Origin of the sequence: Paenibacillus sp. UMB7766-LJ446, from assembly GCF_030226665.1 — a bacterium.
Taxonomy (GTDB): Bacteria; Bacillota; Bacilli; order Paenibacillales; family Paenibacillaceae; genus Paenibacillus; species Paenibacillus vandeheii.
Genome location: NZ_JASOYM010000008.1, coordinates 135,388 through 150,249, shown reverse-complemented (window position 1 = coordinate 150,249; position 14,862 = coordinate 135,388). Strand labels below are relative to the sequence as shown.

Below are 14,862 nucleotides of genomic sequence, written 5' to 3'. Positions count from 1 at the left end.
CCCTCCAAAATGAGCGCTTGATCACAGCCGGACGTTGAATCCGCAGCGTACAAGTACTTACTCTGGAAAGGAGCCAGTTAAAGAATCTAAATATGAATGTGAACTAGTGTGTCAGGGTTGTCCATTCTACACCTTCGGGAAGCAGGGCCGCAATGCGGTCTTTGGCTTCCTTTTTGCTGTACAACGATTCGTCGAGAATCGCGGCTGACCCCGAATCACTGCTCGTCCGAATCAAACGCCCCAGACCTTGCTTCACACGCAGCAGCATGTACGGAAGATCGACCTCCTCGTAAGGCGCTGCCGATGCACTGCGTTTGGCATTAAAGACAGGGTCTTGCGGAGGATATGGAAGCGACCAGATCATGACATTGGATAATGACGGTCCTGGAACGTCCAGCCCTTCCCACAGATTGACGGAGCATAGCACACTCTCCTCATCCTGTTGGAAAGCCGCAATCAGGTCACTGATCTCCCGATCACCCTCATACATAAAGCGTAATCCTTGTGCCTCAGGGACCTGAGCAATGTCTTGCTTGAACGCACGCAATTCCTCCATCGTACGGAACAGGATCAGCGCACGGCCTCCACTCTCCTGAAGCAGCGATACGGCGTCACGCAACCGATTTTCGTTTTCCGGGTGACCAGGTACGGTTTCATCTGTTATCTTCATCTGCATTTTGTCCGCGTAGTCATATGGGGAAGCCACGGAGAACGATACAAAATCATCAATCCCCAGGCTATCTGCCACATAACGGAATGAACTGTCCACAGATAACGTTGCAGAAGAGAAGACAATCGGAATGCCTGTATTAAACACGCGCTCGTTCAGAATTTCCTTCACGGTACGCGGCATGATGGATAAGGTTGTTTCGTCCTCGCTCTCTTCGGCCCAGCAGATGTACCCATCTTCCTTACGGAACAACGCAAGTGCGGACTGAATCATGTCCAGATGTTCTTCCACGACCCGCATCTGATAACCATCCAGCGAGAACAAGCCGCTCTCAAATACCAATTCTTCGCCGATCGCATCCAGTACACTGGTCAGCCGTTCAATCTCACGCAGCAGCGGCGGTTCTACCCGTACTTCTTTTCGTTCCGATCCGGGAATTGCCACCGTATACGTATCCAGCAACGCAAACAATCGTTCACTGCTCTCAATCGCTTCATCCACACGCTCCGCAAGGGATTCACGGATCTCCCCTTCAAGCAGACGGGTCACCAGTTCCTCGAAGATGCGGTGTTTCAATTTGTAGCTCAGTGCGTTCAGAGCCGCTTCTTCCAGCAAATGTCCTTCATCAAATACAACGGAGCTGTGATCAGGCAGCAATGGCAATTGACCCTCGCGTTTGCGCGCTTCATAGGTCCACACATGCTCCATGTAGTAATCATGGGAACAAATAATGATGTCCTTAGAACGACGGTAATGGTCACGCGACAGCGTCAGACCGCAGCGTTGTCTTTTTGGACAAACGAAGCAGTCTTGAAAAGGGTCCCAGTTGATTTTGTTCCACTGGCGATCATTCAGATGCGGATACTGTTTGCGGTCACCATACGGATGGAACGCTTGAAGCGTACCCGGCGTATTCACAAAATCCGGAAGACTCTCATGCACTTCTTCAATGACAGGCGCATCTTCATCTGCAAATCTCATCGCACTTAATTTGTTCAGACAGACGTATTGGTCGGGTGATTTGCCCAGACGTGCGTCCACTTCCAAATCCAGATGTGCAGCCAGCTTCGCAATATCTCCGCCCGGCTTCACCAATTGTTCAATCAAGGACTCATCGGCACAGGCGATGACCGCCGGTTTACCTGTATAACGTGCATAACAGACCGCGTAGAGCAGATAGACTAACGTCTTGCCTGTTCCTACACCGGCCTCAGCCATAATGGTCTTTTTATCTCCATAGGCCCGTTCAAGCTGGTACGCCATAAAAATCTGTTCATCCCGTACCTCGAAGCCGGACTCAGGTAAAATATCGTAAAAAACATCGGCAACCCATTCCCCTAAACGGGATACAAAGGGCTCTGCCGGATCATATGCAAAAGGATAACGTTGTGTAGACAATCCTAGGTCAGCCTCCATTCTTATACAAGCGGTCCGATTTTATTTTCCGTTCAAAAAAGGCCACTGGGCAAAAGTTAATTATCCCACGCGATGGGGTGGGTGACAAGCTTTTTTTAATGGGATTAATGTATAGAACCGGCTCGCAGGGAAAATATATATTTGAATCCATCATAAGGAAAGGCGGTGTTCCATCTTGAAACACGATGACTCTCAATCAAAGCATTCCCCCGAATCAGCGTCTGAGACATTAACGGATCGTCAGGGTCACCCTATTACGGACAATCAGAATGTTCGAACCGTCGGCAGCCGGGGACCGACTACGCTGGAGAACTATCACTTTCTCGAAAAGATCACCCATTTTGACCGCGAACGTATTCCGGAACGGGTAGTGCATGCCCGCGGCGCTGGCGCTCACGGTGTATTTCAGGCTTATGGGACGGCCGGGAATGAACCGGTATCGAAGTATACACGCGCACGTCTGTTTCAGGAAAAAGGTAAAGAAACGCCCGTCTTCGTTCGGTTCTCCACGGTTATTCACGGCGGACATTCCCCGGAGACGCTGCGGGACCCGCGCGGATTTGCTGTGAAATTCTATACCGAGGACGGCAATTGGGATCTGGTGGGCAACAATCTGAAAATCTTTTTCATTCGTGACCCGCTCAAGTTCCCGGACATGGTACATGCGTTCAAGCCGGACCCTTTGACCAATGCACAGGATATGGAACGATTTTTCGATTTTGTCTCCCTCAGCCCTGAAGCTACCCATATGATTACGTTCCTCTTCTCCCCATGGGGAATTCCGGCCAACTATCGGCAAATGCAGGGTTCGGGCGTCAATACATACAAATGGGTGAATCAGGAAGGCACAGGCGTGCTCATTAAATATCACTGGGAACCGCTCAATCAAGGGATACGGAACCTTCTTCAGAAGGACGCCAGCGATATTCAGGGACAGAACTTCAACCATGCCACCCTGGACCTGTATCAGGCAATCGAACGCGGAGACTACCCCGAATGGGAGTTGTGTGTTCAGGTTATGGAGGACAGCGAGCATCCTGAACTGGATTTCGATCCGCTGGACCCAACCAAGCTGTGGCCGCCAGAGCAGTTTCCGTTTTTGCCTGTTGGAAAAATGACCTTAAACCGTAATCCCGAGGACTACTTTAATGAAGTGGAACAAGCGGCTTTTGGCACAGGTGTGCTTGTGGATGGACTGGATTTCTCGGATGACAAGCTGCTGCAAGGACGGACTTTCTCCTACTCGGATACCCAGCGTCACCGGGTCGGTGCCAACTATCTGCAATTGCCTGTAAATGCACCCAAAAATCGCGTTGCCACCAACCAGAGCGGCGGGCAGATGCAATATCAGGTCGATCGTGCGCCGGGTCAAAATCCACACGTCAACTATGAGCCTTCCTCATTGGGTGGCTTAAAGGAAGCAGCTCCGCGCGGCAAGGAACATGAACCTCTTATTGAAGGTCATCTTGTTCGTGAAAAAATTGAGCGTACCAATGACTTCGGACAAGCCGGTGATACCTACCGTTCATTTAAAGATTGGGAGCGAGACGAGTTGATTAGCAATCTGGTAGATGCTTTAGCTACATGCAAGCCGGATATTCGTGAGCGCATGATCTCCTATTTCACACAAGCGGATGCCGATTATGGACGTCGGGTAGCCGAAGGATTATCCGCTGTTTCAACCGATGACAGCGCCACAGTTCAACCTAAACATGAGCCTACTATTGAACAGGCAGCTAAAGACAGCCATGAAGCCGATCCGTATTAAGGACTGGATGATTGAGCTAATGCTTATTTAAAGGCAACGGACATGTTTTATAGCAACATATAGGTTCGTTTCATAACCCCTGGTAGCTAAGACTGCTTGATGCAGCCTGCTATCGGGGGTATTTGGCGTTCCATCCAGAGCAGCCTGTGAGCTGATCACGCGGACACTTCCATTTTAAATATTGTTAAAGTTGATTTCGGCTGATTGGAGGTATGGATTATGCTGTTTGCTGGGAAAAGAGGCTCTTCCTATGTTCATTTCAGATGATCCCCTGTTAAATGAGGAACATGAACTGAGCGCAGGATTATGCGCTACTCCTATCAATTTCCATTTCCGACCAGTTATACAAGGCTTGTCAGCAGGTTGAGTCCATCTGATCAAATGATTATTGATGATAACGTTTACAACATTTACCATGAACCTGTGTCCTCTAGGACTTCATTTCCCAATTACTAAGGAGGTTTGCGTAATGAAACTATTCACCCCTGCTTCTACTTATGCACATGCAACATCTCAACGTTCGCTGAAATCAAAAATGACTCACATCTGTCTGAGTGCTGCTTTCCCTCTATTATTGCTCAGTGGTGGAACGGCTGGTGCCGCGAAAATGATCGAGAGCAGCTTGCAAAATCCCTCTGAATCCGTTGCCGTGTCCAGCACTGCACTCGCTGCAGGTGATCTATACGTCGCTCCTGGTGGCTCAGCAAGTAACCCCGGAACCCTTGCGAGTCCTACGTCACTGGCTAACGCGCTGACACAAATTGCACCGGGCAAAACGATATATCTGCGCGGCGGCACGTACAGTTTCTCGGAAACCGTTACGATTGAGCGAGGCAACAGCGGCACATCGGGACAGCGCAAAAATCTGGTGTCATATGGTTCAGAAAAACCTGTCTTTGATTTCTCGGCCCAAGCCTTCGCCTCCACCAATCGTGGGCTGCAAATGTTCGGAGACTACTGGCTCGTCAAAGGGCTTGAAGTGAAGGGTGCGGGCGACAACGGTATCTTTATCGGAGGCAGCTACAACCGCCTGGAACAGATCGAAGCCCATCATAACCGGGATACTGGCATTCAGCTCGGTCGTTATGCCTCTACTGCTGCAAACAGCGAATGGCCTACCTATAATGAAATTATTCGCTCCTATTCCCATGATAACTATGATCCAGATGACGGAGAAGATGCAGACGGTTTTGCTGCCAAATTGACGGTAGGCCCGGGTAACCTGTTCGACGGTTGTATCGCTGCCTATAATGTGGATGATGGCTGGGATCTGTACAGCAAAACGGACACAGGCGCCATTGGCGTCGTCACGATCCGCAACAGCATTGCCCATCACAACGGGCAAACTTCGGATGGGACATCCACCTCCAACAGTGACGGTAATGGCTTCAAGCTGGGCGGCGAGAAAATCGCGGTAAATCACATTGTGGAGAACAGCATTGCTTTTCAAAATAAAAAGCACGGCTTCACCTATAACAGCAATCCCGGTTCCATTCAGATGAAAAACAATACATCCTGGCAAAATGGTCAAAGTAACTTTGCCTTTGATGTGGGCACACACATCTTCACCAACAACCTGTCCTTCGAAGGCGGCGCCAGCGACAAAACCAGCGGAACCGACGTCAGCAGTACCAACGTCTGGTGGAAAAACAAAAAAAGCGAAAACGCCAAAGGCTTGCTCGCCAGCGCAGCCGACTTTGTCTCCCTTGTGCCTTCGGTGACGCGTAGCACGGATGGAACGCCTGTGCTGGGCAACTTCCTGAAGCTTGCCACTGGCAGTGATCTGATTGGCTCGGGTACGCCGTCGGGTATAAATATTGGTGCGCGGTAGGTTGTAGCGTAGTTTGGAGTTAGAGTAAGATATGTGTGTTAAGTGTACATGTGGAGTAAAAGACACGGATTAAACATGAAATCCCCTTCCCTATGCCAGCCGAATTGCTGGTGTTGGTGAAAGGGATTTTTGAGTTGCTGTGCATACCCTAATAGATACTCACGTTTTGCATAAAACCTCAATGATGAGTTTACCGCCTGTGCGAAAACCTTGCTCAAACGCAGCTTCCACATACATAGATGTAGATTGTCCGATCAAGTCTATCAGTTGCTCTAAAGCATCGTACTCGTTCCCCGTAAGACGTGTTTTGTAGTCCTGCATGAGGTCTGATATCTGACGATTGATCTCCAGATACTCAGCTTGCTCAGGATGAATCGACTCATCCAATCGCAGGTTTCCATGAAACAAATCTTCGATCAGGTTTGACATATTATCCTTCATGGTAAAGTCACCTCAGGAAGATTGTACATTAAGGAATGAGGCCAGATGCGAATTTAGCGGGAAATCCGCTAGTGTTTTTTTATTTAGTCAAAGTTAAAGTTAAACTATGCCTCAAACACCAAATGAAGCTTATCATGCTGTAGTCAACGCATATATAGCAACTACGAACGTGGCGAGTTGGACATTCCAACGGCTATACTGATTAAATTGGCTGACTATCAAGTACAGATTATCTTTTAAATCGGACAGATGTAAGAAGGCCACATCCATCAAAGTGATTCGGCTTGAGTTTTAAAAACCCGTTGCTAAGTCCTTTCATGCTGAAAGCAAAACCAAATAGCCCTGGTAAAGACGTTTACATCTAAACAATAAAGGTTTCCGAGTCAGTTCGAATATCTCTTACTATTCATTAAGTCCTCGGTAGCCAAATTTGAATTTGTAATTGCTAATCTGATTTTTATTGAGTTATCGTGTTCCATTAGTTGAACGATCAGCCGCACAATCTCAGTTGATATATTTAAAAGACAAGTTCCGCATTTACCTATACCCTCATATATTATTAAAAATCATTTATTAAAAGTGAGGAGTAAAAAAATGAATATGACTAACCAACAACATCTTCAACATCAAACTCTTGTAACCATAAGCCCGGTTGTTAGACATGGATTACGAGAAGCCCAGTACCTTGGGTATCAACATGCATTAACAGAAGCTGTTGCCATTGGATATTTAATGGGAAAAGGCTACGATTTTGATACTGCTTGGAGAACCGTTGAATCTTGGTGGAGACCTCCAGGAACTCCATTACCTCAGATGTATTAAGGTAAATATGTTAGCTGTTTGAATTTGAAAGCTTGCATATTGATCCAAACAGCTTTTTATCATCTGGCTTATTGTTCAGAACCAACACGACAAACTAGCACAGGCTTGATGCCGGTTGCTTCCCGGTACCGCCGTTTAATAACGTCGCAGAACTTCGGATCGATCTCCATGGTACGGCCGGTCCAGTTGGTCACAAGTCATCAAAGTATATCCGCTTCCGCCGAAGAAATCCGCCACTGAGTTGCCTGGACGACTGCTGTTCTTGATCGGTATTGCCAGCAACTCTAGCGGCTTTTGTGTCGGATGAACGTACTTGCCGACATCACGACGGGACACTTCCCAGACCGTGGATGGTTCAGGTTCCTCCAAAGGAGGCCAGCGCGCCATACCATAGTCTGTCGGCGGTCGCCGTACCAATCTGGGGCCTTTCCTTTTAAATGAGCGTAGAATACCGGCTCATGCTGCCAACGGTACTGTGATCAACCGTATGAAGCCGCGTTCTTCACCCATACGCATTGACTCCGGATTACAATGCCTGCCGCGTTCATGGCGACCTCGAACTGGCACTGGTAAGAAGATGGATGAAAAACGTATATCCCCGCCGTTGGCACCATATGTTCGGCATACCTCTCAAATACGGAATGCAAAAAGCCCGCAAACTCTGCGGGCTTTTTGTCGTTCATTATTGTCTCCCTCCCGTCAGCGGCCAGGCGGGAAGAGTCACTTTCAACGGCAACGTTGTACGGCGGGTGTCAAGGAACAAAAAAACGGGTGAGTCCCGATAATACGGACAAACCCGTCGTTTCCTTTAATTTAATCACAATTTCATTACATACTAGGATAACCAGGAATTCGGAGTACATCAAATCTGAAGCCAACGTGACGATCTGAAGTACCATGAGTTTCCAAACTATCAGAGAAAAGTCCCTTCTTCCAAACTTCGTAGTGTCTTGTCATGTAACGATTGTATGCATTAATCACCGTCTTGTGATTGTCCTTCGCGATGCTCTCACTGAAGGATGCGGTTGATGTCCAACTTTGAGATACGTTATAACCAACAGTTGCAGACACAACTGATGCGCTGATACCTACGCTAGCATTAAAGGAGTTACCAACCGTCACAGATTGAGAAAGTGTTAATGTACCGCCAGAACTTCCGGTCTCTTCTACGGAAGCAACTACATAGTTAGGGTTAACTGTTGCATATTCAGCGCTCGGATTTTTAGCATATAAGTCACCGATTGCTGCAGGTGCTACTTCATGTTTCCAGTCGTCATTCTTTGCTTCATCAAGGTAAGTAACATCCACCACTTTGATTAGTTTGTTTTCAATTGGATCTTGGCCAGTAGCTAGCAAATAAGCAGTCGAGTTAACAGGAACATACTCTGTAACGATAGCCCTTTTGACTTCTATTTTTCCGTCAGGAGTTTTAATTTCAATTCCTTTGACCCCTTCTGAGGTTTTAATAAGAAGTTCATCGGGAACCACCACCTTTGTTTCTTGTTCATCAATTGTAGCTTCTGAGGCCCTAGCTTGCTGGAAACCAACAATCGTTAGGAAGAGAACTAAACTCAATGCTACTAACAAAAACTTCCTTTCCCTAGACAATAAAACCACCTCAGCAATTTTTTTGATCTAAACGATCAATTACAATTGTTCCATAATTATCCTAATCAAACAATGATTTTTATATAAATTTTACATAAAATTTACAGTTATATATTCATATATCCATTATATGTTCATAATTAGCATTTAGTAACCATATTTAAAGTGAGAAGAGGAACGCCCCAGTCATATGTCGCTATTGCAGCTGTGTGTTTCATTCCCGACTTTTTCTATCCTCCTAGTGTCACTGAAAAATGGTCAAATGGAGTTCAACTTGATCTCATGATGAAGCCAGTATGCTAGGGTTCAAAATATAATTTTTAGTTATCACACGTGATACTTTATTAAAGCAAAACGAGCCCAAAAATCTTTCAGGCTCGTTCAACAACTGCAATCGGCTCAAGACGACCGCTCTTTCAGCAATCGAACTTCAAAAGATTCTCGGCGTACTTCCCCATGAATCAGTTTCGCCAACGGGTGCAGCATATTACCTTCGTCTTAGTTTTCTTGGTTCAGTCTGTTCAGTTTATCGGACCTGCAACGCCTCAAATAGCAATTTCTCCCCCTATTATCGCCAATGACTTTTAGTACAATTGCAAACTCTTTTCTTATGAGAGGGTTCTTAGTTTCGGTTAGAAGTTTAAGTAAACACTCCACTGAAGATCGTTCTCCTGATTCAACATGTTCCTTCCGGACGTGCCAACATCCTTTTCACAATATGTACAGGAAACTCACCGGTATAGAGCTGACTATTTTCCCTCTTCTTGTACGAAGACAAACGTATTCTCGTCGGATCGTTCTTCTGAAAAACTAAAGTTTAGCCGATCAAAGCTCCTAACGTCCTTTATATCTGTAATCTTGTGCTCTGCCATATAACGTACCATTTCGCCTCTGGCCATCTTGGCCCAGGTTGCCTTTTCAATGACTTTCCCTTCGACCATTTGACCGAATACACAAGTAATAAACCGGGTTTCCTCCCTCAGAAAAGGCACGATGTTCTTGCTATACTCTTTGGAAGCCAGATTTAGAATGCAGTTGCTTTCCGATTGAAGCTGATCTGCTAGTTTGCTACCCCAAAATTGATATAGGGACTTGAAGCCCGGACCTTGCAATTTGCCCTGCATCTCCAACCGATAAGGTGTAACACCATCCAAAGGCCGTAACATACCATAAAAACCGGATAATATGCGCAAATGCTGCTCCAGATACTCCAGTTCTTCCTTTTGAAAAATACCCGGCGCCATATATTGATACTGAATCCCCTCATAGGCATAGATGGCTGGCGTCAGATTATTCTTTAAATTCATATTCCGAATCCGATCAATATTTAGTTCGGCGATTGCATCGTTACACTTCCACAACGCTTTGAGTTCGTCATATGATAACTTTTGAATCAAACGGAGTAGCTGTTCGGATTCGTTTATAAACTGCGGCTGCTCACAAGCCATAAGATCGGTGTCGATCTTCATCTTTTTGGCAGGTGAAATTATAATTCGTATCATGCTGATCCATCCTTAATCTACCGTTGTTTTTGTCGTTATTCATTGTACAGGATTGGACAGATGAATCCAATGGCGAACTACATCCACTGCATCATGTTGCCTTTGAAAGGGACCAAAAGAGAACAATACCTGTGAATTTCTCTTTAATTTGACGACAACTGGATATAGTGACATCTTACTACGACGAGCTGTGACTAATAATCGTATTCTCGTCCAACTCTTTTCGCCAACAATAAAACCCCGGTGTTGATCTGCACTTAGCAGCAACCACCGGGGTTGGATTATGGTATCCAACACTGTCTACTATTTTAAATGCCTACCAACCTTACTTAATGTGTAAACTTACTGTGTAAAATCATGCTGCCCAATCGTCAGCAACGTTGGTCTGCTCTTGCTCCACAACGACGTTGCAATCTTCGGATTGTAATAATAGAGGGCTCCGTGTGTCGGATCAGTGCCATTCAAGGCTTTACGTGCTGCCTGATAGGAAGTCTGGGTTGGCTTTGTATTAAACTGTCCATCGTCTATGGCCGTGAACTGCCCTTTCTGGAAAATTACTTTCGGGATTGATGACGGGAATGCATTTGAATGCACACGATTCAAGACGACCGCTCCTACAGCAACCTGTCCTTCAAAGGACTCTCCGCGTGCTTCCCCATGAATCAGCTTTGCCAACTGGCGCAGCGTGTTACCTTGGGCTGCAGCCTTCTTGTTCAGTCTGTTCAGTGTTGCCGGACCTGCAATCCCATCCGCACTCAACCCCTGCGCCTGCTGGAACTTACGGACAGCTCCTTTGGTAATAGAACCGTAATATCCGGTCATTCCGGCCTTAAAATACCCCAGTTCGCTTAATTGCTCCTGCAATTGCAGCACATGTTCGCCGCGAACGCCCTGCTCCAGCTTCTGTGCTCCAGCAGAAGGAGCTGCCATCGTAAGTCCGAGAGCCATCGCGAAGGCACCGAGAAGCACACTGACTCGTCCTGCTCTTTTGCCAGTCTTTTTCCCCCTGCGATGGGTGACTTTCCGGCTAACGGTAATAGGGCCCATGTGGTCAGTACTTGTGTGCAGATCATACAGATTATACAATTCAAGCCTCTCATCCCCGCGATTTAAACTAACTTCTTCATCAAGGCTGTAGATATAGCTCTTTATCTTCATCTGTTTCATTTCTCTCATCTCTTTAACAGGAGTAAGATCAATCACATCATATCTCCCGTTCATCTCACTTATCTTATCGTTGCCACTATAACTGTACATCACATTCATCCCGACATTATCAGTCACACGTACTACTTCACACACGCAATTCTGTCCACTCATCATATGCTTTTCATTCATCATATTCTCTGCATTCACTTCATTCATTTTACGCGTCTGATCCATTTCAATATTGTTCTTCATGATTAAATTAACCTCCACTTTTCTGAATCCAGATCCCACTTCTTCCCCCTGAATTCTCACGGTTGGACATCCCGAGTGTCATTATAGGATATAGAAAAAGTGACGTCTATCGGACCGATGGCGCAGGCGAAAATCCACTCCAAACATAACAAAAAGAGGCATGAGCCCATGGTCACACCATGGTCATGCCTCTTCTTGTATCAACTTCCTTCCGCTTGTACAGCCCATCATTTCCGTAGGCAGGTTGACCCGTACAAAAGTTGCGTTGTATTTATTGACATTTATTCGGCCAGTTCCAGACCCTTCGTTTCCCGGCCCAAGAACAGCACAGCGGCTGCGCCAATAAGGATGGTCACGAAGAAAATCGTGAATATCAGGCTGATTGCGACTTCACGCTGAACCAGCATACCAACCATTAATGGCGCAAGCACGCCCCCAATCCGGCCTACCGATGTGGCGAGGCCCACACCTGTGGAACGAACAGAAGTGGGGTACAATTCCGGACTATACGCGTACAGACCGCCCCATGCTCCCAGATTGAAGAAGGAAAGGCAGATACCTGCGGTCAGAATCGTCGCTTCCGTTGTCGCCAGTCCAAAAGCAATCGCACTTACTGCTGTCAATGTAAGATAAACGACAAGTACAAATTTGCGACCAAACCGCTCAATGAAGTACGCCGCTGTGAAGTAACCTGGCAGCTGCGCGATCGTCATAATCAGCACGTATTGGAAGCTTTTGACCAGCGTAAAGCCTTTCGCCATGACAACCGAAGGCAGCCACAGGAACATGCCGTAATAAGAGAAAATGACGGTAAACCACAAGATCCAGAGCATCAACGTTGTGCGGCGATGCGGTGCCGACCAGACCGTGGATACCTTTTCGCGGAACGTGATTTTCTTAATTTTAGTATTGTTCTTGTAACGCGGCGGGTCCTGAATGGCACGGCGCAGGTACAGCGCATAGAACGCCGGAACAGCACCAATGGCAAATGCAATTCTCCAGCCATATTCCGGGATCACAAAGTTGGCAATGAGTGCCGATACTATCCAACCGCCTGCCCAGAAGCTCTCCAGCAGTACAACTGCACGTCCGCGTTCTGCCGTAGGCATCGACTCCGATACCAATGTAGATGCTACGGGCAGCTCTCCGCCAAGGCCAATACCGGCAATCAGACGCAGTACACACAATACGGCGAATCCGGTCGCCAGAGCTGACAGACCACTAGCGATCGTAAAGATTAGTAATGTCCACATCAAAATGGCCTTACGCCCGAAACGGTCCGCAAGTGCCCCCGCAAGCAATGCACCTAGCGCCATACCAATCGAGTTGATACTTGTAAGCACCCCGACTTGTCCGGGACTGAGACTCCATTCCTTGGCGAGTGCAGCCACGATGAAGGAAATCATGCCGACTTCCATTGCATCAAACAGCCAGCTCATGCCGGCACTGAACAGCAGCTTACGCTGCTTGGGATTCCGCAATACTTCCAGTTTGCTCATCACTTATAGCTCCCTTGATCTCTATATAATCATTCTGACACTAAACCATTATTATGCAGAATGATCCAGAAATCAATGCAAAATACGCATATCCGCTGATCTTCTTCCCATACATTACCCCTTGAGTGAACCCGCTGTCAGACCTGCAACAAAATAACGTTGAAGCAGAATGAACAGCACGATCATCGGAATGGCTGTTACCAGCACACCTGTGAGCATCATCGGATAGTTGGTCACGTATTCCCCGCGGAACTGCATGAGCGCGAGAGGCAATGTGAGCTTAGACTTACTGCTGAGCATCAGCATCGGAATGAGCAGATCATTCCACACCATCACAAGCAGGAACGTAGCTGTAGCTGCCAAAGAAGGTGCAGCCAGTGGTAACGCAATCCGTGTATAGAGCCTCCACTCGCTTGCTCCATCCATGCTGCCCGCTTCCAGTATTTCCGCATTCAGCATACGCATGAAGCCCGTCAGCATAAATACGGAGACCGGCATCAACATTGCAGCTGATACTACTATGAGTCCCGTCAGACTGTCCGACCACCCAAGCGTACGCGTCAGGGAATAGATCGGCAGCATGCTCACCTGGGAAGGAACAATCAGTCCCGCAACGAACAGTGCAAACACAATTTTGCCCACGCTGCCACCCCAGCGAACAATGGCATAAGCAATCATGCTGCTGAGCAACAACTCAATCGCAACCGTGCCCAGCGTTACAACCAGACTGTCTCCGAAATACTGCCACATCGGCTGGTTGCGGAACATTCCCGTGAGATTATCCCATGTAAACGGGTCCGGCCAGCTAAATGGACTGCTAAAGAAGTTGCTGCTGGTTTTGAACGATGACACAAATACAAAGTACAGCGGCACGATAATCAGCAGCGCGTATACCAATAAGATCAGTCGATTGAACCATTTTAAAAACATATAAATTCCCTCCCTTCTTCCTTGGGTTGCTTGGATGCTGCTGGGCAGAGTAAAACTTAATTATTCACGTACTCACGAGCATTTCAATCCGTCCAATCGTTAATAGCTTACTCGGTCGGCACGCAGCGCTTTGAACTGTAATAGTGTCAGCAGCGCCAGCAGAACCAGGAAAATCATCGAACCTGCAGAAGCGAGGCCAAAGGAGTAACTGCCAAAGGCGGTATGATAGATATATGTCGTTAAAATTTCAGTTGCGTAGTTCGGGCCTCCGTCCGTCATCGTGAAAATGAGGTCAAATGCCTTGAACGACTGAATAGTCGTATAGGCCACAACAATTGTTGCCGAAGGTGCCAGCAGCGGCCAGGTCACGGTACGAAATACCTGCCATTTGCTGCCGCCATCCATACGTGCTGCTTCATACAGCTCTGCCGGAATGCCTTGCAGACCTGCGATAAACACAATCATCATCTGCCCGGCATGCGCCCAGACCTGTACCGCGGCAATCGAGTAGATGGCGATCTTGGGATCACCAATCCAGTTGTGGGCCATGCTCCCCATACCTGCCTCGTTCAAACCATAGTTAATGAGCCCGATCGAAGGATCGTACATAAATGCCCAGATCAACCCCACCGATACGGAGGACAGAATCGCAGGCAGAAAATACAGTGCCCGGAGCGCGATGCGTGTCTTTGTGTTACGTACCAGAAGCAGCGCCAGGACAAGTGAAATAAAGGTTTGCGCTATAACAACCGTTAACATGAATTCAACGTTATTGCCAAAGGCTTTGCGAAATACGATGCTGCTGAGACTGTCCTTGTAATTATCCAGCCCTACAAATGCATACGACGGGGATACCCCGTCCCAATCCGTAAAGGAGTAGAACAGCCCCGTCAATGTAGGAAATACGAACAGTGCAACGTACAGCAGCAACCCGGGTAACAGAAACAGGGATAGCTGAATACGGTTCTTCATCG

Annotated in this window: 13 protein-coding genes; 3 read left to right on the top strand and 10 right to left on the bottom strand. The window is 47.3% G+C overall.

Annotation, left to right across the window (positions count from 1 at the left end):
• Positions 1–103 precede the first annotated feature (103 nt).
• Entirely contained in the window at positions 104–2,086 is a 1,983-nt protein-coding gene (locus tag QP794_RS20090) for an ATP-dependent DNA helicase (RefSeq protein ID WP_285078616.1), read from the bottom strand.
• Between the two features lie 172 nt (positions 2,087–2,258).
• Here QP794_RS20090 and QP794_RS20085 point away from each other — a divergent pair, with 172 nt between their 5' ends.
• Both QP794_RS20085 and QP794_RS20080 read left to right on the top strand, forming a co-directional pair.
• Entirely contained in the window at positions 2,259–3,854 is a 1,596-nt protein-coding gene (locus QP794_RS20085; protein ID WP_285078711.1) for a catalase, read from the top strand.
• 607 nt (positions 3,855–4,461) lie between these two features.
• A complete protein-coding gene (locus tag QP794_RS20080; RefSeq protein ID WP_285078710.1) occupies positions 4,462–5,685 on the top strand; it encodes a right-handed parallel beta-helix repeat-containing protein in 1,224 nt (407 codons plus the stop codon).
• Between the two features lie 159 nt (positions 5,686–5,844).
• On the opposite strand, the gene QP794_RS20075 is transcribed toward QP794_RS20080, so the two are convergent.
• Positions 5,845–6,126: a DUF6809 family protein gene (locus QP794_RS20075; protein WP_285078615.1), complete on the bottom strand. Its 282-nt coding sequence runs from the start codon at positions 6,124–6,126 to the stop codon at positions 5,845–5,847.
• Between the two features lie 594 nt (positions 6,127–6,720).
• Between QP794_RS20075 and QP794_RS20070 the strand changes: the two genes are divergently transcribed.
• Positions 6,721–6,948, top strand: coding sequence for a hypothetical protein (locus QP794_RS20070; RefSeq protein ID WP_079349515.1), 228 nt, complete (start codon positions 6,721–6,723; stop codon positions 6,946–6,948).
• 135 nt (positions 6,949–7,083) lie between these two features.
• On the opposite strand, the gene QP794_RS33200 is transcribed toward QP794_RS20070, so the two are convergent.
• The 8 genes from QP794_RS33200 to QP794_RS20035 all read right to left on the bottom strand — a co-directional run bounded on the left by QP794_RS33200 (position 7,084) and on the right by QP794_RS20035 (position 14,860).
• The gene (locus QP794_RS33200; RefSeq protein WP_350338883.1) at positions 7,084–7,365 is read right to left on the bottom strand and encodes a DNA methyltransferase; all 282 of its coding nucleotides are present in this window, start codon (positions 7,363–7,365) and stop codon (positions 7,084–7,086) included.
• 62 nt (positions 7,366–7,427) lie between these two features.
• Positions 7,428–7,631 carry a hypothetical protein gene (locus QP794_RS33195; protein ID WP_350338882.1) on the bottom strand — a complete coding sequence of 68 codons (204 nt, stop codon included), beginning with the start codon at positions 7,629–7,631 and terminating at the stop codon, positions 7,428–7,430.
• A gap of 145 nt (positions 7,632–7,776) precedes the next feature.
• A complete protein-coding gene (locus QP794_RS20060; RefSeq protein WP_285078614.1) occupies positions 7,777–8,535 on the bottom strand; it encodes a hypothetical protein in 759 nt (252 codons plus the stop codon).
• Between the two features lie 770 nt (positions 8,536–9,305).
• The gene (gene yaaA / locus QP794_RS20055; protein ID WP_285078613.1) at positions 9,306–10,058 is read right to left on the bottom strand and encodes a peroxide stress protein YaaA; all 753 of its coding nucleotides are present in this window, start codon (positions 10,056–10,058) and stop codon (positions 9,306–9,308) included.
• A gap of 342 nt (positions 10,059–10,400) precedes the next feature.
• Entirely contained in the window at positions 10,401–10,988 is a 588-nt protein-coding gene (locus QP794_RS33350; RefSeq protein WP_483311932.1) for a cell wall hydrolase, read from the bottom strand.
• A gap of 752 nt (positions 10,989–11,740) precedes the next feature.
• The gene (locus QP794_RS20045) at positions 11,741–12,958 is read right to left on the bottom strand and encodes an MFS transporter (protein WP_285078611.1); all 1,218 of its coding nucleotides are present in this window, start codon (positions 12,956–12,958) and stop codon (positions 11,741–11,743) included.
• A gap of 114 nt (positions 12,959–13,072) precedes the next feature.
• Positions 13,073–13,888, bottom strand: coding sequence for a carbohydrate ABC transporter permease (locus QP794_RS20040; protein ID WP_285078610.1), 816 nt, complete (start codon positions 13,886–13,888; stop codon positions 13,073–13,075).
• A gap of 99 nt (positions 13,889–13,987) precedes the next feature.
• Complete coding sequence (locus tag QP794_RS20035) at positions 13,988–14,860, bottom strand: carbohydrate ABC transporter permease (RefSeq protein WP_175383100.1); 873 nt, start codon at positions 14,858–14,860, stop codon at positions 13,988–13,990.
• Positions 14,861–14,862: the final 2 nt, after the last annotated feature.

Coding starts and splice junctions, on each gene's coding strand:
- QP794_RS20075 (WP_285078615.1), bottom strand. CDS start 6,126: ATGAAGGATAATATGTCAAACCTGATCGAAGATTTGTTTCATGGAAAC.
- QP794_RS33350 (WP_483311932.1), bottom strand. CDS start 10,988: ATGGCAGCTCCTTCTGCTGGAGCACAGAAGCTGGAGCAGGGCGTTCGC.
- QP794_RS20035 (WP_175383100.1), bottom strand. CDS start 14,860: ATGAAGAACCGTATTCAGCTATCCCTGTTTCTGTTACCCGGGTTGCTG.
- QP794_RS20040 (WP_285078610.1), bottom strand. CDS start 13,888: ATGTTTTTAAAATGGTTCAATCGACTGATCTTATTGGTATACGCGCTG.
- QP794_RS20070 (WP_079349515.1), top strand. CDS start 6,721: ATGAATATGACTAACCAACAACATCTTCAACATCAAACTCTTGTAACC.
- QP794_RS20045 (WP_285078611.1), bottom strand. CDS start 12,958: ATGAGCAAACTGGAAGTATTGCGGAATCCCAAGCAGCGTAAGCTGCTG.
- QP794_RS20080 (WP_285078710.1), top strand. CDS start 4,462: ATGATCGAGAGCAGCTTGCAAAATCCCTCTGAATCCGTTGCCGTGTCC.
- QP794_RS20090 (WP_285078616.1), bottom strand. CDS start 2,086: ATGGAGGCTGACCTAGGATTGTCTACACAACGTTATCCTTTTGCATAT.
- QP794_RS33195 (WP_350338882.1), bottom strand. CDS start 7,631: ATGAACGACAAAAAGCCCGCAGAGTTTGCGGGCTTTTTGCATTCCGTA.
- yaaA (WP_285078613.1), bottom strand. CDS start 10,058: ATGATACGAATTATAATTTCACCTGCCAAAAAGATGAAGATCGACACC.